This is a genomic window from Klebsiella sp. G-Nf4 (genome assembly GCF_002810615.1).
GTDB classification, from domain to species: Bacteria; Pseudomonadota; Gammaproteobacteria; order Enterobacterales; family Enterobacteriaceae; genus Klebsiella; species Klebsiella variicola.
On record NZ_PION01000003.1, the window covers coordinates 251,176 to 276,433 of the forward strand.

At 55.8% G+C, this 25,258-nt stretch carries 24 protein-coding genes and 3 tRNA genes; 9 read left to right on the forward strand and 18 right to left on the reverse strand.

Features of this window, described 5'->3' with window-relative positions; all coding sequences use genetic code 11:
• Positions 1-173: 173 nt before the first annotated feature.
• Positions 174-263, reverse strand: a tRNA-Ser gene (locus CWM57_RS09445).
• Positions 264-353: 90 nt separating this feature from the next.
• Here CWM57_RS09445 and mtfA point away from each other — a divergent pair.
• Together mtfA and CWM57_RS09455 are read left to right on the forward strand one after the other, a co-directional pair.
• Positions 354-1,154 (forward strand): DgsA anti-repressor MtfA, encoded by an 801-nt coding sequence (gene mtfA, locus CWM57_RS09450; RefSeq protein ID WP_162677286.1) that lies wholly within the window; start codon positions 354-356, stop codon positions 1,152-1,154.
• A 100-nt stretch (positions 1,155-1,254) separates the two neighbouring features.
• A tRNA-Asn gene (locus CWM57_RS09455) sits at positions 1,255-1,330 on the forward strand.
• 242 nt (positions 1,331-1,572) lie between these two features.
• On the opposite strand, the gene CWM57_RS09460 is transcribed toward CWM57_RS09455, so the two are convergent.
• The 3 genes from CWM57_RS09460 to CWM57_RS09470 are packed head-to-tail and all read right to left on the reverse strand — an operon-like array spanning position 1,573 to position 5,227.
• Positions 1,573-2,784 carry an aminotransferase class I/II-fold pyridoxal phosphate-dependent enzyme gene (locus tag CWM57_RS09460; protein ID WP_100675373.1) on the reverse strand — a complete coding sequence of 404 codons (1,212 nt, stop codon included), beginning with the start codon at positions 2,782-2,784 and terminating at the stop codon, positions 1,573-1,575.
• Positions 2,785-2,805: 21 nt separating this feature from the next.
• Positions 2,806-4,137 (reverse strand): LLM class flavin-dependent oxidoreductase, encoded by a 1,332-nt coding sequence (locus CWM57_RS09465; RefSeq protein WP_074385379.1) that lies wholly within the window; start codon positions 4,135-4,137, stop codon positions 2,806-2,808.
• Positions 4,138-4,141: 4 nt separating this feature from the next.
• Positions 4,142-5,227: an iron-containing alcohol dehydrogenase family protein gene (locus tag CWM57_RS09470; protein WP_100675372.1), complete on the reverse strand. Its 1,086-nt coding sequence runs from the start codon at positions 5,225-5,227 to the stop codon at positions 4,142-4,144.
• Between the two features lie 365 nt (positions 5,228-5,592).
• On the opposite strand from CWM57_RS09470, the gene purB reads away from it, so the two are divergent.
• The 4 genes from purB to CWM57_RS09490 all read left to right on the forward strand — a co-directional run bounded on the left by purB (position 5,593) and on the right by CWM57_RS09490 (position 10,204).
• Positions 5,593-6,975, forward strand: a complete 1,383-nt coding sequence (purB, locus tag CWM57_RS09475) for an adenylosuccinate lyase (protein WP_100675371.1) — start codon at positions 5,593-5,595, stop codon at positions 6,973-6,975.
• The gene (locus CWM57_RS09480) at positions 6,972-7,508 is read left to right on the forward strand and encodes a GNAT family N-acetyltransferase (RefSeq protein WP_074385377.1); all 537 of its coding nucleotides are present in this window, start codon (positions 6,972-6,974) and stop codon (positions 7,506-7,508) included. The genes purB and CWM57_RS09480 overlap by 4 nt, the downstream gene beginning before the upstream one ends.
• Positions 7,509-8,693 carry an amidohydrolase gene (locus CWM57_RS09485; protein ID WP_100630761.1) on the forward strand — a complete coding sequence of 395 codons (1,185 nt, stop codon included), beginning with the start codon at positions 7,509-7,511 and terminating at the stop codon, positions 8,691-8,693. It abuts the gene before it with no gap.
• 167 nt (positions 8,694-8,860) lie between these two features.
• Positions 8,861-10,204 carry an MmgE/PrpD family protein gene (locus CWM57_RS09490; protein WP_100675370.1) on the forward strand — a complete coding sequence of 448 codons (1,344 nt, stop codon included), beginning with the start codon at positions 8,861-8,863 and terminating at the stop codon, positions 10,202-10,204.
• On the opposite strand, the gene CWM57_RS09495 is transcribed toward CWM57_RS09490, so the two are convergent.
• The 5 genes from CWM57_RS09495 to CWM57_RS09515 all read right to left on the reverse strand — a co-directional run bounded on the left by CWM57_RS09495 (position 10,199) and on the right by CWM57_RS09515 (position 14,657).
• Positions 10,199-10,960 (reverse strand): amino acid ABC transporter ATP-binding protein, encoded by a 762-nt coding sequence (locus tag CWM57_RS09495; protein WP_008804191.1) that lies wholly within the window; start codon positions 10,958-10,960, stop codon positions 10,199-10,201. The genes CWM57_RS09490 and CWM57_RS09495 overlap by 6 nt on opposite strands.
• A complete protein-coding gene (locus CWM57_RS09500) occupies positions 10,953-11,891 on the reverse strand; it encodes an amino acid ABC transporter permease (RefSeq protein WP_008804190.1) in 939 nt (312 codons plus the stop codon). Before CWM57_RS09500 ends, CWM57_RS09495 begins: the two co-directional genes overlap by 8 nt.
• Positions 11,888-12,784 carry an ABC transporter substrate-binding protein gene (locus CWM57_RS09505; RefSeq protein ID WP_008804189.1) on the reverse strand — a complete coding sequence of 299 codons (897 nt, stop codon included), beginning with the start codon at positions 12,782-12,784 and terminating at the stop codon, positions 11,888-11,890. The genes CWM57_RS09500 and CWM57_RS09505 overlap by 4 nt, the downstream gene beginning before the upstream one ends.
• 397 nt (positions 12,785-13,181) lie before the next feature.
• A complete protein-coding gene (locus tag CWM57_RS09510; protein WP_100675369.1) occupies positions 13,182-14,141 on the reverse strand; it encodes a quinone oxidoreductase family protein in 960 nt (319 codons plus the stop codon).
• A gap of 126 nt (positions 14,142-14,267) precedes the next feature.
• Positions 14,268-14,657, reverse strand: coding sequence for a RidA family protein (locus tag CWM57_RS09515; RefSeq protein WP_074385372.1), 390 nt, complete (start codon positions 14,655-14,657; stop codon positions 14,268-14,270).
• A gap of 141 nt (positions 14,658-14,798) precedes the next feature.
• Here CWM57_RS09515 and CWM57_RS09520 point away from each other — a divergent pair, with 141 nt between their 5' ends.
• Together CWM57_RS09520 and CWM57_RS09525 are read left to right on the forward strand one after the other, a co-directional pair.
• A complete protein-coding gene (locus CWM57_RS09520) occupies positions 14,799-15,719 on the forward strand; it encodes a LysR family transcriptional regulator (RefSeq protein WP_100675368.1) in 921 nt (306 codons plus the stop codon).
• Positions 15,720-16,027: 308 nt separating this feature from the next.
• Positions 16,028-16,264 (forward strand): hypothetical protein, encoded by a 237-nt coding sequence (locus tag CWM57_RS09525; protein ID WP_008804185.1) that lies wholly within the window; start codon positions 16,028-16,030, stop codon positions 16,262-16,264.
• A 198-nt stretch (positions 16,265-16,462) separates the two neighbouring features.
• Here CWM57_RS09525 and ldtA read toward each other — a convergent pair whose 3' ends face one another.
• The 3 genes from ldtA to nac form a co-directional block, all read right to left on the reverse strand.
• The gene (gene ldtA, locus CWM57_RS09530) at positions 16,463-17,404 is read right to left on the reverse strand and encodes a L,D-transpeptidase (protein ID WP_061153989.1); all 942 of its coding nucleotides are present in this window, start codon (positions 17,402-17,404) and stop codon (positions 16,463-16,465) included.
• Positions 17,405-17,482: 78 nt separating this feature from the next.
• Positions 17,483-18,433: an HTH-type transcriptional regulator Cbl gene (cbl, locus tag CWM57_RS09535; RefSeq protein WP_004180456.1), complete on the reverse strand. Its 951-nt coding sequence runs from the start codon at positions 18,431-18,433 to the stop codon at positions 17,483-17,485.
• 106 nt (positions 18,434-18,539) lie between these two features.
• Positions 18,540-19,457 (reverse strand): nitrogen assimilation transcriptional regulator NAC, encoded by a 918-nt coding sequence (gene nac / locus CWM57_RS09540; protein ID WP_002911729.1) that lies wholly within the window; start codon positions 19,455-19,457, stop codon positions 18,540-18,542.
• Between the two features lie 330 nt (positions 19,458-19,787).
• Here nac and CWM57_RS09545 point away from each other — a divergent pair.
• Positions 19,788-19,863 (forward strand) — tRNA-Asn (locus CWM57_RS09545).
• Between the two features lie 73 nt (positions 19,864-19,936).
• Here the strand turns inward: CWM57_RS09545 and CWM57_RS09550 are convergent.
• The 6 genes from CWM57_RS09550 to CWM57_RS09575 are packed head-to-tail and all read right to left on the reverse strand — an operon-like array spanning position 19,937 to position 25,244.
• Positions 19,937-21,427 carry a cysteine desulfurase gene (locus CWM57_RS09550; protein ID WP_100630765.1) on the reverse strand — a complete coding sequence of 497 codons (1,491 nt, stop codon included), beginning with the start codon at positions 21,425-21,427 and terminating at the stop codon, positions 19,937-19,939.
• Positions 21,414-22,358, reverse strand: a complete 945-nt coding sequence (locus tag CWM57_RS09555; protein WP_074385369.1) for a family 2A encapsulin nanocompartment shell protein — start codon at positions 22,356-22,358, stop codon at positions 21,414-21,416. Before CWM57_RS09555 ends, CWM57_RS09550 begins: the two co-directional genes overlap by 14 nt.
• 37 nt (positions 22,359-22,395) lie before the next feature.
• Positions 22,396-23,571 (reverse strand): molybdopterin-synthase adenylyltransferase MoeB, encoded by a 1,176-nt coding sequence (gene moeB, locus CWM57_RS09560; RefSeq protein WP_100675367.1) that lies wholly within the window; start codon positions 23,569-23,571, stop codon positions 22,396-22,398.
• A complete protein-coding gene (locus CWM57_RS09565; RefSeq protein ID WP_008804180.1) occupies positions 23,568-23,858 on the reverse strand; it encodes a MoaD/ThiS family protein in 291 nt (96 codons plus the stop codon). The genes moeB and CWM57_RS09565 overlap by 4 nt, the downstream gene beginning before the upstream one ends.
• Before the next feature lie 59 nt (positions 23,859-23,917).
• Positions 23,918-24,346, reverse strand: coding sequence for a Mov34/MPN/PAD-1 family protein (locus CWM57_RS09570; protein WP_100630767.1), 429 nt, complete (start codon positions 24,344-24,346; stop codon positions 23,918-23,920).
• A complete protein-coding gene (locus CWM57_RS09575; RefSeq protein ID WP_100675765.1) occupies positions 24,339-25,244 on the reverse strand; it encodes a PLP-dependent cysteine synthase family protein in 906 nt (301 codons plus the stop codon). Before CWM57_RS09575 ends, CWM57_RS09570 begins: the two co-directional genes overlap by 8 nt.
• Between the last annotated feature and the right edge of the window lie 14 nt (positions 25,245-25,258).

The window sequence follows — 25,258 nt, forward strand, 5'->3', positions numbered from 1 at the left end:
TGATGCGTTTAAGCTCGTTCGGGCAAAAATCGGCGATAAGGTCCTAAAAGGATAACGCGCGCAACCGCGGCTCTACGCTGAAACCAGGACGATGATGATGGCGATACCCCAGCGCAGGCGTTATACCTGAAGCTAACGGTGTGATTGAAGGGGAATGGTCATAAAGAGAAAAGTGGCGGAGAGAGGGGGATTTGAACCCCCGGTAGAGTTGCCCCTACTCCGGTTTTCGAGACCGGTCCGTTCAGCCGCTCCGGCATCTCTCCGCTGTTGTGGTTGCTATAATGCCAGGATCTTTGGCATTTTAATAGCTCCCGTTTCGGTAATCGTGTTCAAGTGACGACTTTGCGAGCGATATGATGTTTAAATGGCCCTGGAAAGCAGATGATGAGTCCGGCAACGCAGAGATGCCCTGGGAGCAAGCGCTTGCCATTCCGGTTTTAGCCCATCTTTCACCCACTGAGCAGCGCAAGCTTACTCAGATGGCTGCCCGTTTCTTACAGCAAAAACGTCTGGTGGCCCTCCAGGGGCTGGAGCTCACCCCGCTGCATCAGGCACGCATTGCCATGCTCTTTTGTCTGCCGGTGCTTGAGCTGGGAATAGAGTGGCTGGACGGTTTCCATGAAGTGCTGATCTACCCTGCCCCGTTCGTCGTGGATGATGAATGGGAGGATGATATTGGTCTGGTCCACAACCAGCGGGTGGTGCAATCAGGACAAAGCTGGCAGCAGGGGCCTGTGGTGCTGAACTGGCTGGATATTCAGGACTCCTTTGATGCGTCAGGCTTTAACCTCGTGGTGCACGAGGTGGCGCATAAGCTGGATGCGAGGAATGGCGATCGGGCCAGCGGCGTGCCGCTTATCCCGCTACGCGAGGTCGCTGGCTGGGAACACGATCTCCATGCGGCAATGAATAATATTCAGGATGAGATAGACCTGGTGGGGGAAAGCGCTGCCAGCATTGACGCCTATGCCGCCACCGATCCTGCGGAGTGCTTTGCCGTCCTCTCGGAATATTTTTTCAGCGCGCCCGAGTTGTTCGCGCCCCGCTTCCCCGCCCTGTGGCAGCGTTTTTGCCACTTTTACCAGCAAGATCCGCTGAAGCGGATACGTGAGAATGGCCTGCAGGATGAAGACGATCGGCGCATTGTTCACTAAAACAACGCCTTGAGCTAAATTTAGCCATTTGAATCAGCAGGTTAATTTTAGTGTTGACACAAAAATACGAGGCCAGTAGTATGCGCCTCGTTCACACGATTCCTCTGTAGTTCAGTCGGTAGAACGGCGGACTGTTAATCCGTATGTCACTGGTTCGAGTCCAGTCAGAGGAGCCAAATTTAAAAAAGCCTGCTTTCGAGCAGGCTTTTTGCTTTTCGGTTTTCATGTCTCTTTATGAATCTTAATATGATTTAGATTCAACAAGTTAGCGTGAGAAGTTTTCCTGACGCATTTTCATTCCTTCCTCCGCATCAGGCAATATTCGTGGTCATTTCAGTTCGATTTTGCGGTGACCATCCTATGTCTTTTTGCGACACCAAACGCCGCAGTTTCAAGCCTACCGAAAAACTTTTTACGTTTACTCAGCGGGACTGAGTTTCGCACAGGCCGATGCAATGAGCCGTCCGGCTTCAGCTACCGTGGCGTTGTCTGTGGCAATCGATAATCGGAAATAGGGCGACAAGCCGTATGCGCTGCCGCCAACGCCGGACACGCCGCTTTCCAGCAGATAATCCAGCACGTCAGCTTCGTTTTCGATTTTCGCCCCGTCCGGCCGGTAACGTCCGATTAATCCGGCGCAGCGGCAAAAGACAAAGAAACCGCCCTGCGGCACCCGCAACTCCAGCCCGTCAATATTCGCCAGAATGTCAGTTATCACATCGCGCCGTTGCTGATAAGCCGCAACCTGTGGCGCAATAAAATCCAGCCCGCCGTTAAAGGCTGCCAGCGCAGCCGCCTGACTCACCGAACTGGCACCGGAACTGATTTGCGACTGCACCACGGTCATGGCGGCAATAAGCGCTTGTGGCCCGGCACCGAAACCAATCCGCCAGCCGGTCATCGCATAAGTTTTGGATACACCGCCCACCAGCAGACTGCGCCCCTGTAAATCAGGGGCTACGTTGAGCAGATTCTGGTGTTCACAGCCATCAAACAGAATGTGCTCATATAAGTCATCGAGCATGACCAGCACCTGCGGATGTCCGCGCAGGACGGCGGCCAGCGCCTGCAATTCCGCGGCGGAATATACCGCGCCGCTCGGATTACCTGGATGATTGAGCACCAGCCAGCGGGTGCGCGGCGTAATACTGGCGGCCAGCTGTTCCGGCGTCAGTTTGTAACCCTGTTCCAGATGACATTCGACCAAAACCGGTGTGCCACCGTTAAAACGCACGCTGTCCGGAAACGTCGGCCAGTAAGGAACCGGCACAATCACTTCGTCGCCATCATTGAGCGTAGCGGCAAAGGCATTGAAAATGACCTGCTTGGCACCGTTGGCAATCATAATGCCGGCAACAGCGAATGGCAGCCGGTTTTCCCGCTGCAATTTCTGTCGCACCGCCTCACGCAGCGCTGGAATGCCCGGCGTCGGCGTGTATTTGGTTTCACCACCCGCAATCGCCTCGTATGCCGCCTGTTTAATATGAGCGGGCGTATCAAAATCCGGCTCACCGGTGGTGAGATCCAAAATATCCACCCCAGCTTTTTTCAGGTCATTGGTACGCTGTTTCGCCGCTGCATTGGCGGAAAGTGACACGCGCTGAACGCGGTCTGACAAAGAAATCGTCATCGTAATGTTCCAACGCTAAAGTTAAGACTGGCGGTTAAAGTCAGGCTCAGGCAGACCAAGGTTTTGACGCAGCGTGCTGAATTCATATTCTTCACGGAATAACCCGCGACGGCGCAATTCGGGGATCACCAGCTCAACAAACAGCGAAAGCTGTTCCGGCATCACCGCAGGCATGATGTTGAAACCGTCTGCCCCGCCTTCTTCAAGCCAGTGCTGGAAATCATCGGCGATAACGTCCGCCGTACCGACCAGTACGCGGTGCCCACGCGAACCGGCAGCAATCGCGGCCAGTTCACGCAGGGTCAGATTTTCGCGATACGCCAGATCGGTCAGCAGTTTCACTCGGCTCTGATTACCTTCACCAGCAGGCACATCCGGCACCGGTCCATCAAGCGGAAACGCACTCAGATCCATATTAAAACGGGTGGAAAGCTGGCGGATGCCGTTATCAATATCCACCAGCGAATTCAGTTCACGCCAGGTTTCATGCGCTTCTTCCAGCGTGCGGCCCACGATGGGCATTACGCCTGGCAAAATCAGCACGTGATCTGGATTACGTCCAGCCTCTATCACCTGCTGTTTCTGCGCACGGTAAAAAGTTTGCGCTTCTTCCAGCGTGGCGGCCGCAGTAAACACGACTTCAGCCGTGGCCGCCGCCAGTTTCTGGCCGTCTGCAGAAGAACCGGCTTCAATAATGACCGGACGCCCCTGCGGTGAACGAGTGATATTCAGCGGACCCTGTACCTGAAAATACGTGCCCTGATGATTCACCGGCTGGATTTTCTCGTTCACGAAATACTGGCCGCTGGCCTTGTCCGGCTGCACCGCCCCCTCCTGCCAGCCTTCCCACAGTTTGAACGTCGCCTCGAGAAACTCATGCGCCACGGCATAACGTTCGGCATGCGTGGGCATATCGTCGCGGCTGAAATTGCGCGCCACGTCAGTGGAAAACGACGTCACTACGTTCCACGCCGCGCGGCCGTGGCTGATGTGATCAAGAGAAGAAAAGCTGCGTGCCAGATTAAACGGATCGCTGAATGTCGTTGAAGCCGTGGCGGCCAGCCCGATATGGCGTGTTTGCACTGCCAGCGCCGACAGCAAGGTCAGCGGCTCAAGCCGCGCCATGGTGGACGGCAACCGGTAGACGCTGGTCGCCAGAGCATCGCCGACGAAGAACATATCGAACTTGCCCTCTTCGGCTTTTTTGGCGATCCCCGTCAGCCAGTCGATGTCGGTCGGCGAACCCAGGTTTTCAGTTAAGCGCCAGCCACTGACGTGATGCCCGAGCGGCTGTACAAACAGGCCAAGACGCAATTGACGGGTGTTTTTTGCAGAAGATGAATCAGAGGTCATGGCGTTATCCCTGTGAATAAGAGTGAGTTTCGGTTTTCTGCAGGGCTTTTTCGATATTTTCCGCTGCTATTGAAAACGGTAAACGGGCGGCATTTTCGGCGGAGAATTTTACTTCGCGGGCAATGGCCGCGATGATCGCCTCCCGGTCACCATTCAGTGGCGGCAATGCCAGCGGCGCGTCATATTCACGTAACAACGACAGCAACTGCACCTCCGGCTGGCCGTCATCGCTTTCCAGCAGGGACTGCACCAGCAACCCGAAACCCACTTTCTCGCCGTGCAGCCAGTCATGCAATTCCGGCTGATGGGTGAAACGGTTATGGATCGCGTGCGCCACGCCCGGCGCAGGGGTTTCATCGCGCATGCTGTTAGCCATACCTGCCACCGCGATATTGGCGTCGATAACTTTCATCAGCGCCGGTGTGACTTCATGGCGGGCGTTGTCCTGCACCGCCTGAGCGCCGTATTGTTGAAAGACGTCCACCGCCAGTTTTGCCGCCTGAACTTTCAGGTTCAGCGCCAGACTGTCGTCGCTTTTCTGTTTATACGGGCGGAATTCGTACCATTTCGCCAGCGCATCCACGATGCCCGCTTTGAGATAACGCACATCGTTTTGCGCAATCACATTCGTGTCGACCAGCAGCATCAGCGGCATACGCGACAACGGCTGGCTGCGCACATGCCCGCCGTGCTCATTATAAATAATGCTGACCGGCGACCAGGCAGCACAGGTCGCGGCAACGGTCGGTATGGTCACCAGCCCGACGTGGGACAGCAGATTCGCCACCGCTTTGGCACAATCAAGCACCCGCCCGCCGCCAATGCCCAGTACCAGCGTGGCATTTTGTTCCCGCACGCTGTTCAGATGGGTTTCGATAGCCGCATCGGTACATTCCGTGGTGAGAAAATTGATCTGCCAGCGAATACCGGCTGCCTTCAGGCTGGTTTCCAGTTGCGGATTCACCGCCCGCCACGCTTTCGGGCTGGTGATGATCGCGACATCGGAGGAATGAACGGCAAGTAGCTCACCGGTGCGTGAAAGCAGGCCGGGCTGATGATGATAGGTCTGCGGTGATTTTATGGCGAACACATCGATGCCCTGTATTTATCGTCTGGTTAAAGAGAAACGCCCCGTAATTAAACAGGAATTTGATATGGGATATATTCAAGTGTTATTAAAAGCATCCTACGAGAATTGAAAAAATTAACAAAGTGCTAAGTGGGGATCCTTATTAACTTATTCTCAATAGCATAGATTGATTTTTGCTATAGCCTATAACCCCCTTGCATGCTGTGCTGGATCAAAGAAATAATAGTGTCAGACAGGGCTAATTTAACGCAATGAAAACAGACGCATCTGGCATCTTCCCATACCTGATACGCCATTTCGATATCGTGTTTTTAATGACGACCTTAAAACAACGTTAATTATCCCTTATATAAGACGAGAGTATTATGTCCTCACATCCGATAGATTTTCTTTTACTTGGCAACAATTTTGGCACACCCGAAATGCGGGAAATCTGGTCAGAGCAAAATCGCCTGACACAGCAAATCAATGTCGAAGTTGCGCTGGCATTGGCCGAAGGTGAGCTGGGTGTGATCCCGCAACAGGCCGCGCTGAGCATTGCGGAGCTGGCCAATGCCAGCCAGCTGAATATTAAGGACATCGCCGCCTCCGGCGCGCAGATGAAACATTCTCTGATGCCGGTGCTCACTGCATTGCAACAGCAATGCAGTGACGCAGGGGAATACATTCATTACGGCGCAACCACGCAGGATATCATCGATACCGCCACCGTTTTACAGCTGGCACAAACTCTGAAAGTGATCGTCCGTGACAGCACCGCCGTGGCGAATGAGCTGAAAGCGCTGGCGCGTGAGCATCAGTACACGCTGATGACAGGCCGCACCCACGGTATGCAGGCGTTGCCCACCACGTTTGGCTTTAAAGTCGCCGTCTGGCTGGATGAGTTTATCCGTCATCTCGACCGTCTTGCCGCCATCACGCCGCGTCTGCTGACCGGTAATATCAGCGGCGCGATCAGTACCTACGCTGCGCTTGGCGAAGTGGGTCCGGAGGTAGAACGCCGCACACTGGCGCGCCTGAACCTCAGTACGCCGAATATCGGCTGGCAGGCTGCGCGTGACCGCTTTTCAGAATACGCCTCGGTGGCGGTGCTGATCAGCGGCACACTGGGCAAAATAGGCAACGAGCTTTACAACCTGATGCGCACCGAAATTAATGAAGTCGAAGAGCCGTTCAGCAGCGGGAAAATCGGCTCCACCACCATGCCGCACAAACGCAATCCCGCGGCCCTCGAAGGTCTTGCCAGCCTGACACAGCCGCTGTTGCACAGCGCATCACTGATTTATCAGTCGATGCACGTGGAGCATGAACGTGATGCGATGAGCTGGCGCGCCGAGTGGATCGCCCTGCCGGAAATCTCGATTTATCTCTCTGCACAGCTGCAAAATGCTCAGTCGATTCTCTCCGGCCTGACGGTCAATAAAGCACGCATGCTTGCGAATTTGCAAATGCAGGACGGCCTGCTGCTGTCCGAAAAAGTGATGTTTGAGGTCGGTAAAAAACTCGGTAAACAAACCGCGCATCATCTGGTTTATGAATGCGCCATGCAGGCGTTTGAAAAACGACACGCTTTTAAAACCGTTCTGCTTGCGCATCCGGTGCTGGCGGCCTGTATTACTGAACGGGATCTTGACCACTGGTTAGATCCGGCTCATTACACCGGCTGCGCCGCGCAAAAAGTCGATGACGTCATCCGCTTTGCCGAGCAGTCCGGTCATCTGACTTCTCCTGAGGGATCTGGGTTATGACACAACATTTCAGGCGGCTGACGCTGGATGATAAACACGATTATCTGACACTGATGCTGGCCGCCTACGCGCCAATCAAAGCGCTCGGGATTCAGTTTGATGCTGCCACCGCCGATCTGGTACGCGTGACACAACACCTCGACGATCATGCAGTGTTTGCGCTCTTTGATGACCAGCGGATGGTGGCTTCGGTTACCCTGCGCTTCCCGTGGGGCGCAATGCCCGGCCCTTTGGGCCTGCCGCATATTGGCTGGTTTGGCACGCATCCAGATTACGCCGGTCAGAGCCTCGGCAAAAAACTGTTGGGCTGGCTGGAAGACAACATTCTGATCCGCGAACTGAAAGCCCCGGCTTACTCACTCGGCACCGCCACCAGCCATCCGTGGCTGCGCGATATGTACCTGAAACTGGGTTTTCAGCCGGTCTTTGAAAGAGACCTCGGCAAAGGACACATCACGCTGTACCTGAAAAAAATTCTCGATGAAAAAAGCCACGCCCGCTGGCTGGAACGTCAGCCACCTACAGGAGTTTAAATGTTAGATATCACGCAGGAACATCAGCCACTGGCGGCGTTTATTCAGGATTTTCGCCACCACCTGCACCGCCATCCGGAGCTGTCCAACGACGAATTTAACACCACCGCCAGTATCCGGGCGGTACTGGAGAAGTATCAAATCCGCGTGATAGATTTGCCGCTCAAAACTGGTCTGGTGGCAGAGATTGGCGGCATCAATCCCGGCGAACTGGTGGTGCTACGTTCTGATATCGATGCCCTGCCGATTGAAGAAAAATCCGCTGTGGATTACACCTCGCAAAATCCCGGAGTGATGCACGCCTGCGGCCACGATTTCCACACCTCGGCGGCACTTGGCGCGGCGATTTTGCTGAAAGCGCAGGAAGATTCGCTTTCCGGCACGGTGCGCATTCTGTTTCAGGCGGCGGAAGAAACCGGTCACGGTGCGCCGACGCTGATTAGCACCGGCGCGCTCGATAACGCTGCCGTCATTTTCGGCATTCATAACGATCCCTCTTTGCCGGTTGGCGTTATCGGCAGCAAAGACGGCGCATTAACCGCCGGCGTGGATCGCTTTGCGATCGCCATCTCCGGTACCGGCAGCCACGCGGCGCGTCCACACGAAGGCAACGACCCGATTATTATCGCCGGACAGGTGATTTCCGCGCTGCAAACCCTGATCGCCCGCAACGTGCCGTCCGCACACAACGCGGTGGTTTCTATCACACAGGTTCACAGCGGGAGTACCTGGAACGTGATCCCGGATTCCGCCTGGCTGGAAGGCACCGTCCGCACCTTTAATCAGGACACACGGGAACTGATCGAACGCCGTTTGCGGCAGATTCTTACGGGTATCGCTGCGGCATTTGATACCGACATCAGCCTCGACTGGCAGCCCGGCCCGCCGTCAGTGGTCAATACGGCTAAATGGGTGGATTTCGCGCTGGCGCACGGTGAAGGCTCCGGCTTTGAAGCCCGTCGCGTTGAAGCCAGCCCGATAGGGGAGGACTTCGCGTTCTATCAGCAAAAATTGCCCGGCGCATTCATCATGATCGGCTCCGGCGGTCCTTACGCGCTGCACCATCCACAATTTCGCGTTGACGATCGCGCCCTGTTTCCGACTGCACATTACCTGTCGCAACTGGCGGTACAAGCGCTGCGCACTCTCAGTGCGGAAATAAACAGCAAGGATAAAAGCGCATGAATCGACAAGCAGGCACCGACTTGCCAGGCATGGATTCTCATCGTTGACCCTTGACGGGCACCCGATTTCAGACGCCCTGCTGGTGCAACTGCATGCGCTCTGCGAGCGTGAACCTTTCGTTAATTTATTATCTCCGGTCGCTCAGGCCTGAAACGGGGAATACACCGATGACATTAACGCCATCGCTGGCGAAACTTATCGTCAGCTCGTCCCCTTCCCCCGCGGCTCGTGAAGCAGCACGGGAAGGGTTGCTGGATTTTTTGGCGGTTACCCTGCCGGTTTTACGCGGCAACTTCCCCGATGCAGGACTGAACAGTTTGCATCAGGTTTACCGCGCTGACGATCCGCCGACCCGCGCGTTGCTGCTCGGGTATGTCGGGCACGCGCTGGATTTTGACGATTTCCATCCCGATTTTCGCGGTCACCCCAGCGTGGTGATTTTGCCCGCGCTTCTGGCGCTGGTCTCACAAAGACCCGATATCAATGGCGCACATTTTTTCGATGCGTACGTGACCGGAGTGGAAATGTCCGGACGCCTCGGGCTGGCCGTCGGTTCTCAGCATTACACCCTCGGTTTTCACAATACCGCTACGCTCGGCACGATTGCCGCCGCCGCTGCCTGCGCGCGGCTGGTGAATGCCACGGAAAGGCAAACGGCAGTGATTCTGGGTATCGCGGCGACGCAGTCTGCGGGTTTACGTGCGCAGTTCGGCAGTGATGTCAAACCGTTGCACGCGGGCCTGGCGGCGCAGACCGCCGTCATTGCCACACAGCTCACGCTGGCAGGCTTTCACGGCCAGCCGGACAACGTGCTGGACAGCTTTTTATCGACTTATTGCGCCGGTCAGCAGCAGCCGGAAAAACTTATCTCAGACTGGGGGGCGCCGTGGCGGATTATCTCGCCCGGTCTGGAATTCAAACCCTATCCGACCTGCGGAGGCACGCATAGCGCCGCCGATGCCGCACGAGCTCTCCGCCAGGAGTGGCTGCAAACGGGCAACGGCGCGGATGTACTGATCGCAGCCATCGAACGCATTGAAGTGTCTTTTCCGCCGGGCGGTGATATTGCGGCGTCGGTGCGAAAACCCAACACCGGCGTTGAAGCCAGGTTCAGTCTGGAATACGTGATTGCGGCATGTTTGCTGCGCGGAGAACTACGCTTAGAGGATTTCTCATCGGTGCCGGTGGCGACAGATATTGCCGCGCTGGCAGAAAGTGTGGCGCGTTGCCCGGATTTCTCCGCGCCGCCGGACGAGCTGAACCCGGCCGCGCGTTTTCATCAGGTGACGGTGTTTTTGCGTGACGGCAGCGTGCTGCAACAGCGCTTCACGCGGCAGCAAAGCCTGGCGATCCCGTTTGATTTACCGGCAAAACTGCGTGCCTGTTTGCCCGACCTCACAGACGCAAAGCGGGTGGAGCTGGTGGCGCTGAGCAGGCTGGAAAACCGCGACAGTCTGCCGCGGCTGGTTGATATGTTATTTGCGAAACAAATTAACGCAGCGTCATTATAAAACCGTCGACAGGAAATTACGGACACGGACGTTCTCCGTTTCATCGAGTACACTTTTCGTTGGCCCCGACGCCACAATCTTGCCACCCTCCATAAAGATGACGTTATCTGCCACTTCTCGTGCAAAGCCGATTTCGTGGGTGACAATCACCATCGTGATCCCGGAGTGCGCCAGCTTTTTGATCACCTGCAACACTTCGCCCACCAGTTCAGGATCCAGCGCGGAAGTGGGTTCATCGAACAACATCACTTCAGGATCCATCGCCAGCGCACGGGCAATGGCTACACGCTGCTGCTGCCCGCCGGAAAGCTGCTGCGGCCAGTCATCTTCACGACTGGCTAACCCAACCTGCCGGAGCAACGCGCGGGCTTTACTGAGTACCTGCTCACGGTTTTGCTTCTTCACCCGCAAAGGCGCATCGGTAATATTTTGCAAAACGGTGCGGTGCGGAAACAGGTTAAATTGCTGAAATACCATGCCGGTACGGCTGCGCTGCGCGGCGATTCTGCGGCTGCTCAGTTCATACAATGCCTGCCCTTTCTGCTGATAACCCACCAGTTCGCCACCGATACGGATCGTGCCGCCATCCAGTTTTTCAAGATGATTAATACAACGCAGCAAGGTGGATTTCCCTGAACCGGAAGGCCCGAGGATCACCGTGACCGAACCGGCCGGAATATCGAGGCTGATTTCATCCAGAATGGTATTACCGGAGAAACGCTTAGTGACTTTGCGAAATTCAATAGCTTCACCCATGGCTGGTTTCTCCTGCGCTGATACTGGGGGTACTGACCGCGCCGGATGCCGACGCTTTCCCGGCTTTGCGTTTTACCTTGCGGTGACTACTGCGGCTGAAATGTCGTTCAACGTAATACTGAATCACTGAAAGCAATGATGTCAGCAGCAGGTACCACAACGTGGCGACCAGCAGCAGCGGGATCACTTCATAGGTGCGCTGATAAATAATCTGCGCGGAGAACAGCACATCCTGTAATGAAATCACCGAGACAACCGCTGTGGTTTTCAACTGACCGATCACTTCATTCCCGGCCGGAGGCAGAATGGCGCGCATCGCCTGCGGCAAAATGGTGTGGAGGAATATTTGTGCCGGGCGATAACCCAGAGCACGTGCAGCCTCGACTTGCCCGGTACCGACGCTCTGGATCCCGGCGCGGATAATCTCTGCGGCATAGGCAGACTGATGCATGACTAATGCAATCACGGCAGCACTGAACGGGCTAATCAGTGAGTTCGCAGAAGCGCTCCAGATTTCACCAACCCACGGCAACGAAATCGAAATAGTCGGGTAAAGCGCGGCAATGTTGTACCAGAGAAATAACTGAACCAGCATCGGCACCCCGCGGAAAAACCAGGTATACCCCCAGCTGACAGCGACCAGCACCGGATTGGATGACAGGCGCATCAGCGCCAGGATCGTGCCGCCTGCAAAGCCAAAAATCACGGAAATTGCGGTCAGTTGCAATGTCATCAGTACGCCCTGAATGATCGACGGGCCGGTAAAGTTTTCGGCAATCACCGACCATTCAAAACGCGGATTGCTGAGCATGGAGTTCCCCATAGCCAGCAATATCAGCAATACGATCAGGGCGCTTATCCAGCGCCCGATATATTTTTTACCGATGATCCGCAGTTCTTCCGGCTGCTGATCGTGTGTTTCACTGCTCATCCGAAAATCTCTTCATTACGTTTTGACTCTTTGACTGCGCCAAAACCGATGGACCATTTATCGAGGATTTTCTGGTAAGTCCCGTCCTTGATCAGCGAGTTCAGGGATGCCTGCACCGCCTCTTCCAGCCCCGACTGTTTAGGGAACGCCACGGAGACAGGCGCATCATCAACATGAATAGTGCCGGTCAGCGTCAGCGGTTTGACCTGGCTAACCTGATAGGTCAGACCTTCATACGGGCCGAAGAACATCGGTACGCGACCGCTGACCACAGCCTGTACGCCTGAAGGGCGATCCGGGAATACGGCAATCTTGATCGGCGGCTTACCCGCATCAGTACAAATTTTGCTTGCAGCTTCAAGACGCCCAATCTGCGTAGTGCCCGCGCCGGCGCCCACTTCCTGCCCGCACACAGCCTCAAAAGAGGTAAATGGCGCAATATTGGCGTCTTTACGCGAGATGACCCCCAGGCGCGACGCATCGTAGTAACTGACGAAATCGACCTGCTCGAGACGTTTTTTGGTGGCGTTGATATTGGATAGTGCGACGTCATAGCGACCCGATTTCAACCCCGGAATAATATTGTCGAAACCGCCGGTATCCTGCCAGCGCACTTCCACACCGAGCCTTGCCGCCACGGCATTCATCACATCAATCTCACGCCCGGCGAGCGTTTTATTGTCTTCCTGGAAAAAAGTGGTTGGGGGCGTATTCGGATTGGTGCCTGCAACGATATATCCGCGTTTGGCGATATCCGGCGGAAGCTTACTTTTCAGCGCCTCATCAGCGGTGACATGAAAGGTGGTAGAGGACGGAACAACCTGCCCGGCAGCCCACGCAGAAGAGAGATTCCCGGCAATCAGCAAAGGAAGCAGTAATTTAGATAACGTCATAAAGAAGCCTTTTCCTGGTTAAAACCTGTAAAAACCACAAAAGAGGTGTGGTAAAAGAGGCAAGGCCATCAGAGGGGTTTTATCATTGATAGTGCAACACCCGCCCTGCCTTAGACATGATTCTGCGGGCATATGCCTTTTACTGACAAATGAGAAAAAGAGATAAAGATTTCGAAAAAATGGGAAAGTCAGGGGCGGGCTAAAGAACGCTTTTCATTCAAACTCAAGGTCAGCGCCGCGGGCTCGCAGCACTCGATGGCTCAAAAGAATGTTAAACCACTCCCTTTGATATTCTGCGGTTTTAACCGTGCGCTCACGCCTGCTATGCGTCAGGTAAATCGCCTTGATACCAGATGCAAGTCATTAGCCTGGCGCACGCGTACTGGTCAAACGCACCTCATGGCTTCATCACGACGCGGCCAAGCGGTTTCGCTGTCTCAGCGAATTCGTGGGCCGCAGCAGCGTTAGCCAGGGGGAAGATACGGTCAATGACCACCTTGATACGCCCTGCTGCTACAGCCTGCAACAGGTCGTCCACACTGGCCCGCACGCCAGGCCTTGCCAAAAGGGGGCCCATGAAGACTCCCATGAGTGTCTGGTTAGACTGCATTGGCGGCCACAAGTCGACAGTCAGATTCCCCCCGCCCGCATTACCGACGAAGACGAGACGTCCTTCCGGGGCAAGTGCAGAAAGCGAAGCAGGCAGCGTCGTCCCCACCGGATCGATGACGAGGTCCACACCGGTACCCTGGGTGAACTGTCGGACACGGTCAACGATGTTGTGCTCGGCACGATCCACGACATGATCGGCACCCAGTTCAAGCAACCGGCTCCTGCGCTGCGTTCCGCTTGCCACGGCGATGACCGTTGCGCCGGCTTGCGAGGCAAGCTGAACGGCCGCGAGCCCCACGCCACCCGCCGCGGCCTGAATAAGGACGGTTTCTCCGTGTTGGAGCATGCCTCGGGTGAAAAGACAATGATGCGCGGTTGCAAAAGAAATCGGTACCACCGCCGCTTCAGGCATCTCCACGCCATCGGGGATAAGCCAGGTATGTTCCGCAGGTACCGCCCAACGTTCCGCATGTGATCCCTGCAGGTGAAAAGCAGCGACTCTGTCCCCAACCTTACGGCTACGGACATTCGATCCGACGGCAACCACGGTGCCCGCGGCCGCGTAGCCCACGACCCATGAAGGAAGCGGCGGCGGAGTTGAACGGCGGTTGATCAGATCGCCTCCTTCAATGGAGATTGCCTCGACAGCAATCAGGATATCGTCAGGCCCGGTGATCGGATCGGGGATATCGACATATTTCAGGACGCCGGGAGCGCCTGCCACGTCATAAACCGCTGCTTTCATAAATTGTCCTCTGTCCCCTCCGTTAATCCGCACCCGTCTGGCTAACTCTCCCGATCCAGCATAGACCTCCACAGGCAGCGCAGGCTGCCCTATTGAATTTTCGACTGGCGGAAAGACTCATAACGCTTAGGGCAGTCTGGCAATGACCTTTATCTCAAACGTGAATCCGTAAAGCCAGGTCACGCCGATCCCGGTCAACGTAGGGTAAGGCGCCTCCCCCCAATATTCTGGCAGAATACTCCAGATAGCGTCGAGATTTGACTCGGGATCGACGACAAAGAGGGTAACGTCTACCACGTCACCAAACGTGCAGCCCGCCGCCGCGAGCACAGCATTAAGATTATTGAACGCCAGCCTGGCCTGCGCTTGCAGATCGTGCTCAGGCGAGCCGTCCTCGCGGCTACCAACCTGCCCCGAAACGAACAAAAAACCATTGGATTTGATGGCCGGTGAATAGCGATTGCGCTCATAGAGCGTCTGTCGACCGAAGGGAAAAACGGCTTCGCGTGCTGTCATGTTTGTACCTTTATCGTGGGGCGAAATAAGCCCGGTGAATATAAAGACACTTTACAGCGGCGAGATCGGGCGGATAAACAAGCGACTTTGTCCCTCATTGTTTGTAATATCCAAACAATCGGTGAAAAGAGAGGATAAGGAATGGATCGTTTCGATGCGATGCGCGCCTTTGCTCGCGTGGTGGAGGCAGGTAGCTTCACGAAGGCTGCTCAAACGCTTCATATGAGCAAAACCACGGTGACGCAACTCATTCAGCAGCTGGAAGCGCGCCTGCGCGTCAAATTGCTCCATCGCACCACCCGCAAACTCGGTGTGACTCCTGATGGCGCGGTCTACTACGAACGCGTCATCCGTCTGCTGGCGGACATGGAGGATGCTGAAAACAGCCTGTCCAGTGCGGCGATGACGCCCAGGGGACGGCTACGGGTGGATGTACCCAGCCCGCTGGCCCGCCTTATTCTGGTGCCGGCGCTACCGGCTTTCCACGCCCGCTACCCAGATATCCAGTTCGACATGGGTGTGAGCGACCGGGTGGTGGATCTGATCGGCGACAACGTGGATTGCGTTCTGCGCGGTGGTGAAATCACCGACCAGTCCCTAATCGCACGCCATGTCGGCGATTTGCAAATCGGCGTCTACGTCGCCCCCCATTATGTGGAACGCCTTGGCGCCCCTGCGCACCCGCGAGAACTGCAAAACACCGACCATCGCATAGTAGGATTCGTGTCCTCACGCCCCCGTAAGATTGATCCTCTGGTTCTGCGCAGTGAGAGTGAACAGATTGAAATTACGGGCAATTATGTGCTTGCCGTAGATGACGGCAATGCTTACCTCGAAGCTGGATTAGCCGGGTTAGGCGTGATTGCGCTGCCAATCTATATGGCGGCAGCACATCAGGCTGTTGGCGCTTTGATTCCGTTATTTACACAATGGCGTATCAGCCCAATGCCCCTGCACCTGGCGTTTCCGCCGAACCGCCATGTCAACGGCAAACTGCGCGTTTTTATTGACTGGATCGTTGAATTGATGCAGCAGCATGTCCCCATTACCAATAATAAATAACGACATCCCAGCTCCCTGATTCGCTTATCAACGACGATGGGTGATCATTCCCGTTGTTTTGAACGAAAGTGAATAATAGAAATCGTTTTCCCAATTTAAATATTTATAACGAATCCGAGAACTATAATGCGGGATTGCCGTCCTATTCGGGACTCGTTGGAAATATTTCCCCTAACACTAGTCTGTTTGCCTAACTACAGTATTCATGGGATTACCGATGAGGTACACTTTATCTTTAATATCGTCATTCCCGCACCATTCATTGTAATTATAGAAAATTGCATTTAATAAAATAAGGATATTAATTTATGAAAAAAGGTATAAAAATTATCATCACGGTAGTTTTCGTGATTCTGGCATTGCTGAGCGGCATGATGAGCTTCATGATCGTCGGGATGGGGGTCAGCGGTAGTGGCTGTGGTCAGGAGTGTTTTGATAATATGGATTCTGCAAAACTCATTAGTATTATATTCTGGATATTGGCTATCATAAGCGGTATCTTCGCTTTCATGGACAATGGCAGCCAAAAAAAAGATCCTCAGTAACAATATTAAGTCCATAGATATATTTGCAGATTTTATCATCTCCTCCTGAGCATCTCCTGGCACCCTCATTAAAACGCCATCACCGCCACTGCTCATAAGTTAAGGATCGGTTTCCCGATCCTTATCCCCAACAACGTTGAATGCATCGACAGCAAAAGAGCCTTCTTACAATAACCGTTAATCAGGCTAAACGACCCGCTACAAACTCCCCTGCACCGCTGAGGCGCTGATATTCACCGGCATGCCGGAGCGGCGTTGCAGAGTTTGCTCGGCCTGCGAAGGACTCACTCCCGGCCCCTGGGTAAACTCGCGCAGCGCCGAGGTCATCGGTAGCGGGACCTTTCGGTCGGATTCAAATTCCGCCCGGTTGCGCGACAGCGGCTCGTGCACCTCCAGCCAATGGCTACCGTCCGGCTCCACGGTGTACTTCACCGGCTGATCGATCAGCTGGACGCGCGTCCCCACTGGTACGTTATCAAACAGGAATTTAATATCGTCATTGCGCAGGCGAATGCACCCCTGGCTGACGCGCAGCCCGATGCCAAAGTTAGCGTTGGTGCCGTGGATGGCATACAGCCTGCCGATGTAGATCGCATACAGCCCCATCGGATTATCAGGCCCGGGCGGCACCAGCGCCGGCAGGGTTTTGCCCTCTTTCGCATACTCGCGCCGGGTATTGGCGGTCGGAACCCAGGTGGGTCCCTCCTGCTTGCGCTCTACCGCCGTCACCCAGTTACGCGGGGTTTCGCGCCCGGCCTGGCCAATGCCGATTGGCAGCACTTCCACACTATTGCCCAGCGGCGGGTAATAATAGAGACGCATTTCGGCGACGTTGATGACGATCCCTTCGCGCACGGTGTCAGGCAGGATCAACTGCTGCGGAATAGTCAGCGTCGAACCGGAGTGCGGCAAATAGACATCGACGCCGGGGTTGGCCTCCAGCATATTGCTCAACCCCTGGCCGTACTGGGCAGCAAAACTTTCCAGCGGTTGGGTGTTGTTCTCCGGGACGGCGATGGTAAATGCGCTGCCCACCAGACGGCTTCCCTCCGGCGGCAGCGGATAGCTGACGGCCAGTGCGCCGTGGCTGGCGAGCAGCATCAGCGCAGAACAAAGTAATTTCACACGCCGCATCGTCATTTTCCCTTCCTCAGTCGCGACTCTCGTGTGTGAATTATAGCGTTATTTCCTCGCCTCGATCCGCTGACCCACCATGACTTAAATCTGATAGTCGATAGCAGCCTCTTCCGGCTCCATCGCCTGACGCTTAATTTCATCCAGCGACAGTCCGGCATTGCACAGTTCGATAAAGCGCCAGACGTAGTTGCGCTGGAGCTGGCCCCGCTTCAACCCCAGCCACACGGTATTGGCATCGAACAGATGGCGGGTATCGAGGCGCGTAAAGGTGTCCGCTTCCCTGGCATCCCCGGACTGCTCGGCGACCAGCCCGACGCCCAGCCCCAGCTCGACATAGGTCTTGATGACATCGGAATCCTGGGCGCTCAGCACAATATCCGGCATCAGCCCTTTGCGGTTGAAGGCCTCATCGATTCGCGAACGGCCAGTGATCCCCTGGCGATAGGTGATTAACGGCCAGCGGGCGATCGCCTCCAGCGTCAGAGGAGAAACCTGCGTCAAAGGATGATCCTTCGGCACCAGCAGGCTGTGATGCCAGCGGAACCAGGGGAAAGCCGCCAGCGTCGGGTCGTTGCTCAGGCGCTCGCTGGCGATACCGATATCCGCCCCGCCGTTATGCAGCAGCGCTTCGATTTCCTGCGGGGTGCCCTGCACCAGCTCGACGCGAACATCTGAGAACAGCTCGCGGAAGGCTTTAATCACCGGCGGCAGGCTGTAGCGCGCCTGGGTGTGGGTGGTGGCGATGGTTAAGACGCCGGAGGCATCATTGGTAAAGAGATCCGCCAGCCGCCGGACGTTGCTGGCTTCATTGAGGATGCGCTCGGCAATGGATAACAGCGCTTTACCCGGCTCGGTCATGCCTAACAGGCGCTTACCGCGACGGATAAAGATCTCAATCCCCAGCTCCTCTTCCAGTTCCCGGATATGGCGGCTGACGCCTGACTGCGAGGTATAGAGCATATTCGCGACTTCCGTCAGGTTGTAATCCTGACGGGCCGCCTCACGGATAATTTTCAGTTGCTGGAAGTTCACCCTTTCCTCCGGGCCAATGGACTTAACGTATCTGCTATTGTTAAAGTCTGTTGTCCCAGGTAACAAATAATAAAAACCAGCAACTTATTCCTTAAGAGAATATAGCCTAACTAACCAGCTGCAGTTCACGGTTCTCCAGCGACGGGCGGCTCACCAGAGACAGCAGGATCTCTTTCACCGCTTGCGCCTGCGGCGACAGACTGCCGCGTGCCGACATATTCAGCGACAGCGACAGGCTCATCGATGGCGTGCTAATCCGCGCCATCCAGCCGTTTGCCGCGCCGCACAGGGAGCGGGCAGCGGATTCCGGCAGGACCGTCGCCCCCATACCGCTGGCGATAGCCGCGGTCAGGGTGGTAATGGATTCGATCTCGCCGATAATTTTCGCCGACAGACGACGCAGGGTGAACGCCTCAGTGACCCGCGCCCGAACCGCGCTGTAATCCCGCGGCAGGAACAGGTTCATCTCCGCCACCGCCGTGAGATCCACGCTCTGTCCCGGGCAGTCGCGGGTACCCACCAGATAGAGATCCTCTTTCAGCAGCGGCTGGCTGACGATACCGGCCACTGGCGAACGCTCATACAGCACCGCCATATCCAGCTGACCCGCCAGCAGCTTGTCATTCAGCGCAGTGCCGCTGCTCTCCTGCAGATAGACCATCACCTCGGGCAACTCATTACGCACCGTCTGTAGCAACGGCATGGTAATGGCAGAAGCTGCCGTGCCCGGCGCCAGGCCAATCGAGACCTGACCACGCAGCGTCTGGCCGACGTTATTGACCGCCAGCTGCGCCTGCTCACACTGGCGCAGGATGGTTCGCGCATGGGTGTAGAGAATTTTACCGGCTTCTGTTGGCGTGACCCCTCGCTTGGTGCGTATCAGCAACTGCTGGTCCATTTCACCTTCCAGGGTCGCGACCTGCTGGCTCAAGGCCGGTTGTGCGATGTGCAAGACTTCAGCGGCCTGGGTCAGACTGCCGATATCGACGATTTTCACAAAATATTTCAGTCGTCTTAAGTTCATTTTGCCTCCTGTAAGGAACGCCAGCGTCAACGCTGGAAGTATGATGCAACTGGTTCTGCAATTTGCTTGCCAGCTTTTCAATTGCGCTGCCGCTGCCCGCCAGAGGCCGTGTTATAAGGGATAGTGATAACAATCCAGCTTTTATTTGCCCGGTAAGCAGATTGTGGTATGCCCCATTAGGGGTATTTTTGCACCGCAACGGTGCGTAATGGTGAAAAAAGCGGCGCCCAGCCAGGGGTTGTTGAAATTGTCAGCAGTTGAACGCAATTCTTTGAATCAGGCTTTGACAAGGCCGGATGGCATCGTTAATATGCGCCCCGTTCACACGATTCCTCTGTAGTTCAGTCGGTAGAACGGCGGACTGTTAATCCGTATGTCACTGGTTCGAGTCCAGTCAGAGGAGCCAAATTTAAAAAAGCCTGCTTTCGAGCAGGCTTTTTGCTTTTCGGTTTTCATGCGGCCTTACGCGGGTTGCGGCGTCATTGCCGCGCGGCAAATCGGGCAACCTGTTCGGCGAGAAAATCAATTTCCTGCGGCGTGTTATAAAAAGCCAGCGAAGGCCGGACGGTACTCTCATAGCCCAAACGACGCAGGATCGGTTGCGCACAGTGATGCCCGGACCGCACAGCGATGCCAACCTGACTGAGATAGCGCCCCACGGCTTCATTTTCATGCCCCGCCAGCACAAAAGACAAGACGCTGGTTTTGTTCGCCGCGGTGCCGACCAGCGTCAGGCCCGGAATAGCCGACAGCTTCGCAATCCCATACTCCAGTAAGGCATGCTCATACTGCGCAATATTTTCAATCCCCAGTGAGGTCACATAGTCGATGGCCGCCCCCAGACCGACGGCATCGGCAATATTGCCCGTTCCCGCTTCAAACTTATTCGGCGAAGGCTGATAGCGCGTCAGTTCAAAGGTCACGTCGGCAATCATGTTCCCGCCACCCTGGTACGGGCGCGCCTCTTCCAGCACCTCCTGCTTGCCATAGACGACGCCGATCCCGGTAGGTCCAAAAATTTTATGCCCGGAGAAGACGAAGAAATCGGCATCCAGCGCCGTGACGTTGGTCGGAATATGCGAGATAGACTGCGCGCCGTCGATGGCGATACGCACGCCAAAACGATGGGCGATCTGCACCAGTTCCTGAACCGGCGTCACGGTCCCCAGGGCGTTGGAAACGTGAGTGGCGGACACAAAACGGGTTTTATCGTTGAATAACCGAATATACTCCTCGACGATCAGCTGTCCGTGCTCATCAACCGGCGCAACGCGGATCGTCGCACCCGTCTCCTGCGCAATAAGTTGCCACGGGACAATGTTGGCGTGATGCTCAAGCTGCGTGAGAATAATTTCATCCCCAGGGCGTAGCAGCGGCTTCACGTAGCTGTGCGCGATAAGGTTGAGTCCCTCCGTGGTGCCGCGCACGAAGATGATATTCTCCGGGCCGCGGGCGCCAATAAAGCGCGATACTTTCTCCCGTGCGGCTTCATAAGCATCGGTGGAACGGGCGGCAAGCGTATGCGCCGCCCGATGAACGTTCGAGTTCTCGTGCAAATAATAATGGCTGATGCGATCGATAACCTGCTTCGGGCGCTGGGTCGTCGCGGCATTATCCAGCCACACCAGCGGATGCCCCTCCACCTGTTCGGCGAGGATCGGAAAATCCGCACGGATCCGCTCAACCGGGATCTGCCCAACCCGCGCCGCTGGCGCAGGCCGGGAGCCGAAAGCAGGCAATGACGCAAACCCGCGAGGGGCGATATCCGCCCTGCTCTCCTGGCCCAGTGGCACCACCCGCGGCGCGTAGGCCGCCTCCACTCCGCGCGGACGGGCGGGCGTATCGCCTAACAATCCTTGCAGATCCCGCGCGTCGGGCAGGCCATAATCGCGTGCAGAGGGGGCGTCACCCACCTCGCCGGGCCATCCGCCTGGCGCATAGGGAAGCGTGAATAAATTACTCGTAGTCATAATATTCACCCACTTCAACATCTTCCAGCACGGCAATGGCGTCATCGGCCAGGATCGCGGCGGAGCAATAAAGTGAGAGTAAATAAGAGGCCACGCCGTTGTCATCGATCCCGCGGAAGCGCACCGACAGCCCGCGAGACTGCTCGTTTGGCAGCCCTTCCTGATAAAGTCCCAGCACGCCGCGTTTATTTTCCCCGGAGCGTATCAGCAGAATATTAGTTTTCCCGCCCTGGCTTTTTGGGTTCTTCAGTCCGTCGACAAACAGTTTATCGGAAGGGATCAGCGGAATACCGCGCCACAGAATAAAAGTCCCGCCATGCAGGTTCACCGTGACCGGCGGCACACCGCGGCGCGTGGCCTCACGCTGAAAGGCGGCAATGGCCCGCGGATGGGCGAGGAAGAAGGAAGGCTCTTTCCACACTTTTGACAACAACTCATCCAGATCATCCGGCGTCGGGCGGCCGTTGCGGGTCTGAATGCGCTGCGAGTCATCAATATTTTTCAGCAGTCCATATTCATCATTATTGATAAGCTGGCTTTCCTGACGTTCACGCAGGCTTTCGATCGCCAGCGCAATTTGCTCTGACGCCTGGTCATAGGGCGAACTGTAGAGATCGGCGATTTTGGTATCGACGTTAATAATGGTCGAGATCGAATCCAACTGATATTCACGCGGTGTGGTCTGATACTCAATATAGCCCTGCGGTATCTCTACGCGCGAAGGATCCTGGCTGCATAATACGTCCAGCGGCGTCTCCCCCTCCACGACCTTGTTGACGCGATAAATTCCCGACTCCAGCCCTTTATAATCGAGAAAACGGCTGACCCAGCGCGGAGTAATTGCCGCGAATTGCGGCGCCGTTTTGGTCACGTTCGCTAACTGATACGCGGCTTCACGCCCCAGTGCATTAATACTTTTTTGTTCTGCCATGTTAAGTCCTTAGTGTTTGAAAGAGTGGAGCTGAAGGTTAGTACTGCGGTAAACGGGTATCGACATCCCGCGCCCAGGCGTTTAGGCCATCTTTTAAATTCATCACGCGCCCCTGATAACCTGCGCGCTGGAGTGCCCGAATGGCGAAAATACTGCGCTGCCCTATCTTGCACAGAAACACCGCATCGACCGTCGGATCGAATTCATCGATACGTCTGACTATCTGGCCCAGCGGCATCACTTTGGCCTGCGGAAATTTTGCGATCGCTCTTTCGTGGGGCTCACGAATGTCGATCAGTTGCAGGGGTTTTCCCTCCTCTATCCAGGCGTGAAGCTCAAGCGCCGTGACGCTTTCAATGGGTACTTCTGACTCATCAGGTTTCAGCCCGCAAAACTCCTCATAGTCGATGAGCGCATGGATCGACGGATGCTCACCGCAGACCGGACAGCCGGGGTCCCTCTCCAGCCGCAGTTCACGTTGCTTCATCTGCCACACATCAAAGAGCAGCAGACGGCCGATCAGGCTCTCGCTGCCGCCGACGATAAGCTTGATGGCTTCCGCGGCCTGAATCGTGCCAATAATTCCCGGCAACACACCGACCACACCGCCTTCCGCGCAGGAGGGCACCAGACCCGGCGGCGGTGGCTCGGGATAAAGGCAGCGGTAGCAGGGTCCTTGCCCGGCATAAAAGACGCTGGCCTGTCCTTCAAACTGGAAGATGGAACCGTAGACCAGCGGCTTACCCAGTAACACGCAGGCATCGTTGATCAGATACCGGGTGGGATAATTGTCCGTGCCGTCGACCACCAGGTCGTATTCGCGGATGATCTCGAGCGCGTTTTTACTGCTCAGGGTGGCGTTATAGGTTTCCACCTGAATCTCGGGGTTGATTGCTTTAATCTTGTCTTTCGCCGAAGCGACTTTGGGCCGGTTAATATCTTTGGTGCTGTGAATAATCTGCCTTTGCAGGTTGGAGATATCGACAAAATCAAAGTCGACAATCCCCAGCTTACCGACACCCGCCGCGGCCAGATAAAGCGCCACTGGCGCCCCCAACCCGCCGGTGCCAATAAGCAACACGCGGGCGGCCTTCAGACGCTTTTGCCCCTCAAGCCCGACTTCCGGCAGCAGCAAGTGGCGGCTGTAACGGGCAATTTCAGCATGCGTCAGTTCCGTCAGACGGTCGTCCGGGATAATACTCGGTCTACTCATATCGCCTTCCCGACGCCACCGGCAATGGCGGGAACCAGCAGCACTTCCGCCCCATCGCTAACCGGTGTCTCCAGCCCACCGGTAGTTTTAATATTGTGTTCTCCCACATACAGATTGATAAAGCTGCGCAACGCGCCTGCGTCGTCATACAGATGCGGCTGAATGTCCGGATATCGCGCCGCCAGCGCCGCGACCAGTTGCCCAACGGTGTGACCTTCGAGGGTCACCTTCCCCTGACCGTCGGTGAACGCGCGTAGCGCAGTGGGGATCAGTAATGTCGATGCCATAGTGATAATCTCTCCGTGTTTTGCTCTGGTTTCCGGCAACGTTGTGCCTGTTATTCACGTCATGAAACGATGTGCACTTCCTCCTGCAAAAAGCGCAGACGGTCCTGCGTGAGCCGCCAGCTGGTCAGCGCCCCCGCCTGCCGCTGCGCGACCGCCACGATGATGTAGGCGTAAAACGGCAGCGCATGTTCACGGTCAAATTCCGATGGAATGGCCGGATGATCGGGGTGCGAATGGTAATAGCCGATGACATCCACACCGTCCGCCAGCGCAGCACGCTCCGCCCGCAAGGCGTCGTCGGCAGTGATAACAAAGCGGTGGTACTGCTCTTCCGATTCCCGCGCGTTGACGATGGGGAAAATAGCCGTCACGCGGCCATCGCCCTGCGCAGATAAATGGCCAAAAAGCGCACCACAGCATTCATTGGGATAGGTCTTTTCCCCTTCAGCGCCAATCTGTCTGGCGATTTCGCGAGTCAATTCAATCATGAGTTTCATTCCAGAAAGGGTCGGTCAAATAGCGGGAGCCCACATCGCACAGCAGCGTGACCACCACCGAACCAGCCGGCAGCGTGCGGGCCAGCCGTGCGGCGGCGGCAACATTGGCGCCAGATGAAATACCGACAAAAATGCCGTCCCGCCGGGCGAGGCGTCGCGCGCTCGCATAGGCCTCCTCGGTGGTGACGGAAATCACACCATCAAACAGGGTTTCGTCGAGAATGCCGGGTTTAATGCTGCTGCCCATATGCTTAGTCCCTTCAATGCCATGGAATGGCGAAGCGGGCTGCACGGCGAGGGTTTTCACCCGCGGATCCTCGAATTTCAGCCGTCGGGCGGTGCCGACAAAACTGCCTGACGTACCCATCCCGGCGACAAAATGGGTGACTTGCTTTCCGCTCTGCTCCCAGATCTCTTTCCCGGTGGTCGCGAAATGCGTTTGCGGATTAACGGGATTGTTATACTGGTCGGGATAAAAATAGCGCTCCGGGTGTGCGGCGACCTGGGCCTGAACTTCAAGAAAAGCGCCATCGGAACCTTCAAGCGGATCAGTCTCCACAATCGTGGCGCCATACTGACGAATTATTTTTTTACGCTCCGGACTGGTATTCTGCGGGAGATACAGCCGAACGTGATACCCCAGCGCGGCGCCGATCATCGCGTAAGCAATTCCGGTATTACCGCTGGTCGCATCAATAATAGTTTTATCCGGCGTCAATAATCCCCGCGCAATACCGTCCAGTACCATCGCTTTTGCCGCGCGGTCTTTCACCGAGCCGCTGGGATTCATAAATTCAGCTTTCGCCAGCAGTGTGACACCCGATAATTCTGCAGTAAAAGAGGGCAAGGCTATTAAAGGCGTCGCGCCAATCGTTTCAAGTAAATTCATAATAATGATCACGC

Coding starts and splice junctions, on each gene's coding strand:
- mtfA (WP_162677286.1), top strand. CDS start 354: ATGATGTTTAAATGGCCCTGGAAAGCAGATGATGAGTCCGGCAACGCA.
- CWM57_RS09460 (WP_100675373.1), bottom strand. CDS start 2,784: ATGACGATTTCTTTGTCAGACCGCGTTCAGCGCGTGTCACTTTCCGCC.
- CWM57_RS09465 (WP_074385379.1), bottom strand. CDS start 4,137: ATGACCTCTGATTCATCTTCTGCAAAAAACACCCGTCAATTGCGTCTT.
- purB (WP_100675371.1), top strand. CDS start 5,593: ATGTCCTCACATCCGATAGATTTTCTTTTACTTGGCAACAATTTTGGC.
- CWM57_RS09480 (WP_074385377.1), top strand. CDS start 6,972: ATGACACAACATTTCAGGCGGCTGACGCTGGATGATAAACACGATTAT.
- CWM57_RS09485 (WP_100630761.1), top strand. CDS start 7,509: ATGTTAGATATCACGCAGGAACATCAGCCACTGGCGGCGTTTATTCAG.
- CWM57_RS09490 (WP_100675370.1), top strand. CDS start 8,861: ATGACATTAACGCCATCGCTGGCGAAACTTATCGTCAGCTCGTCCCCT.
- CWM57_RS09495 (WP_008804191.1), bottom strand. CDS start 10,960: ATGGGTGAAGCTATTGAATTTCGCAAAGTCACTAAGCGTTTCTCCGGT.
- CWM57_RS09500 (WP_008804190.1), bottom strand. CDS start 11,891: ATGAGCAGTGAAACACACGATCAGCAGCCGGAAGAACTGCGGATCATC.
- CWM57_RS09505 (WP_008804189.1), bottom strand. CDS start 12,784: ATGACGTTATCTAAATTACTGCTTCCTTTGCTGATTGCCGGGAATCTC.
- CWM57_RS09510 (WP_100675369.1), bottom strand. CDS start 14,141: ATGAAAGCAGCGGTTTATGACGTGGCAGGCGCTCCCGGCGTCCTGAAA.
- CWM57_RS09515 (WP_074385372.1), bottom strand. CDS start 14,657: ATGACAGCACGCGAAGCCGTTTTTCCCTTCGGTCGACAGACGCTCTAT.
- CWM57_RS09520 (WP_100675368.1), top strand. CDS start 14,799: ATGGATCGTTTCGATGCGATGCGCGCCTTTGCTCGCGTGGTGGAGGCA.
- CWM57_RS09525 (WP_008804185.1), top strand. CDS start 16,028: ATGAAAAAAGGTATAAAAATTATCATCACGGTAGTTTTCGTGATTCTG.
- ldtA (WP_061153989.1), bottom strand. CDS start 17,404: ATGACGATGCGGCGTGTGAAATTACTTTGTTCTGCGCTGATGCTGCTC.
- nac (WP_002911729.1), bottom strand. CDS start 19,457: ATGAACTTAAGACGACTGAAATATTTTGTGAAAATCGTCGATATCGGC.
- CWM57_RS09550 (WP_100630765.1), bottom strand. CDS start 21,427: ATGACTACGAGTAATTTATTCACGCTTCCCTATGCGCCAGGCGGATGG.
- CWM57_RS09555 (WP_074385369.1), bottom strand. CDS start 22,358: ATGGCAGAACAAAAAAGTATTAATGCACTGGGGCGTGAAGCCGCGTAT.
- moeB (WP_100675367.1), bottom strand. CDS start 23,571: ATGAGTAGACCGAGTATTATCCCGGACGACCGTCTGACGGAACTGACG.
- CWM57_RS09565 (WP_008804180.1), bottom strand. CDS start 23,858: ATGGCATCGACATTACTGATCCCCACTGCGCTACGCGCGTTCACCGAC.
- CWM57_RS09570 (WP_100630767.1), bottom strand. CDS start 24,346: ATGATTGAATTGACTCGCGAAATCGCCAGACAGATTGGCGCTGAAGGG.
- CWM57_RS09575 (WP_100675765.1), bottom strand. CDS start 25,244: ATGAATTTACTTGAAACGATTGGCGCGACGCCTTTAATAGCCTTGCCC.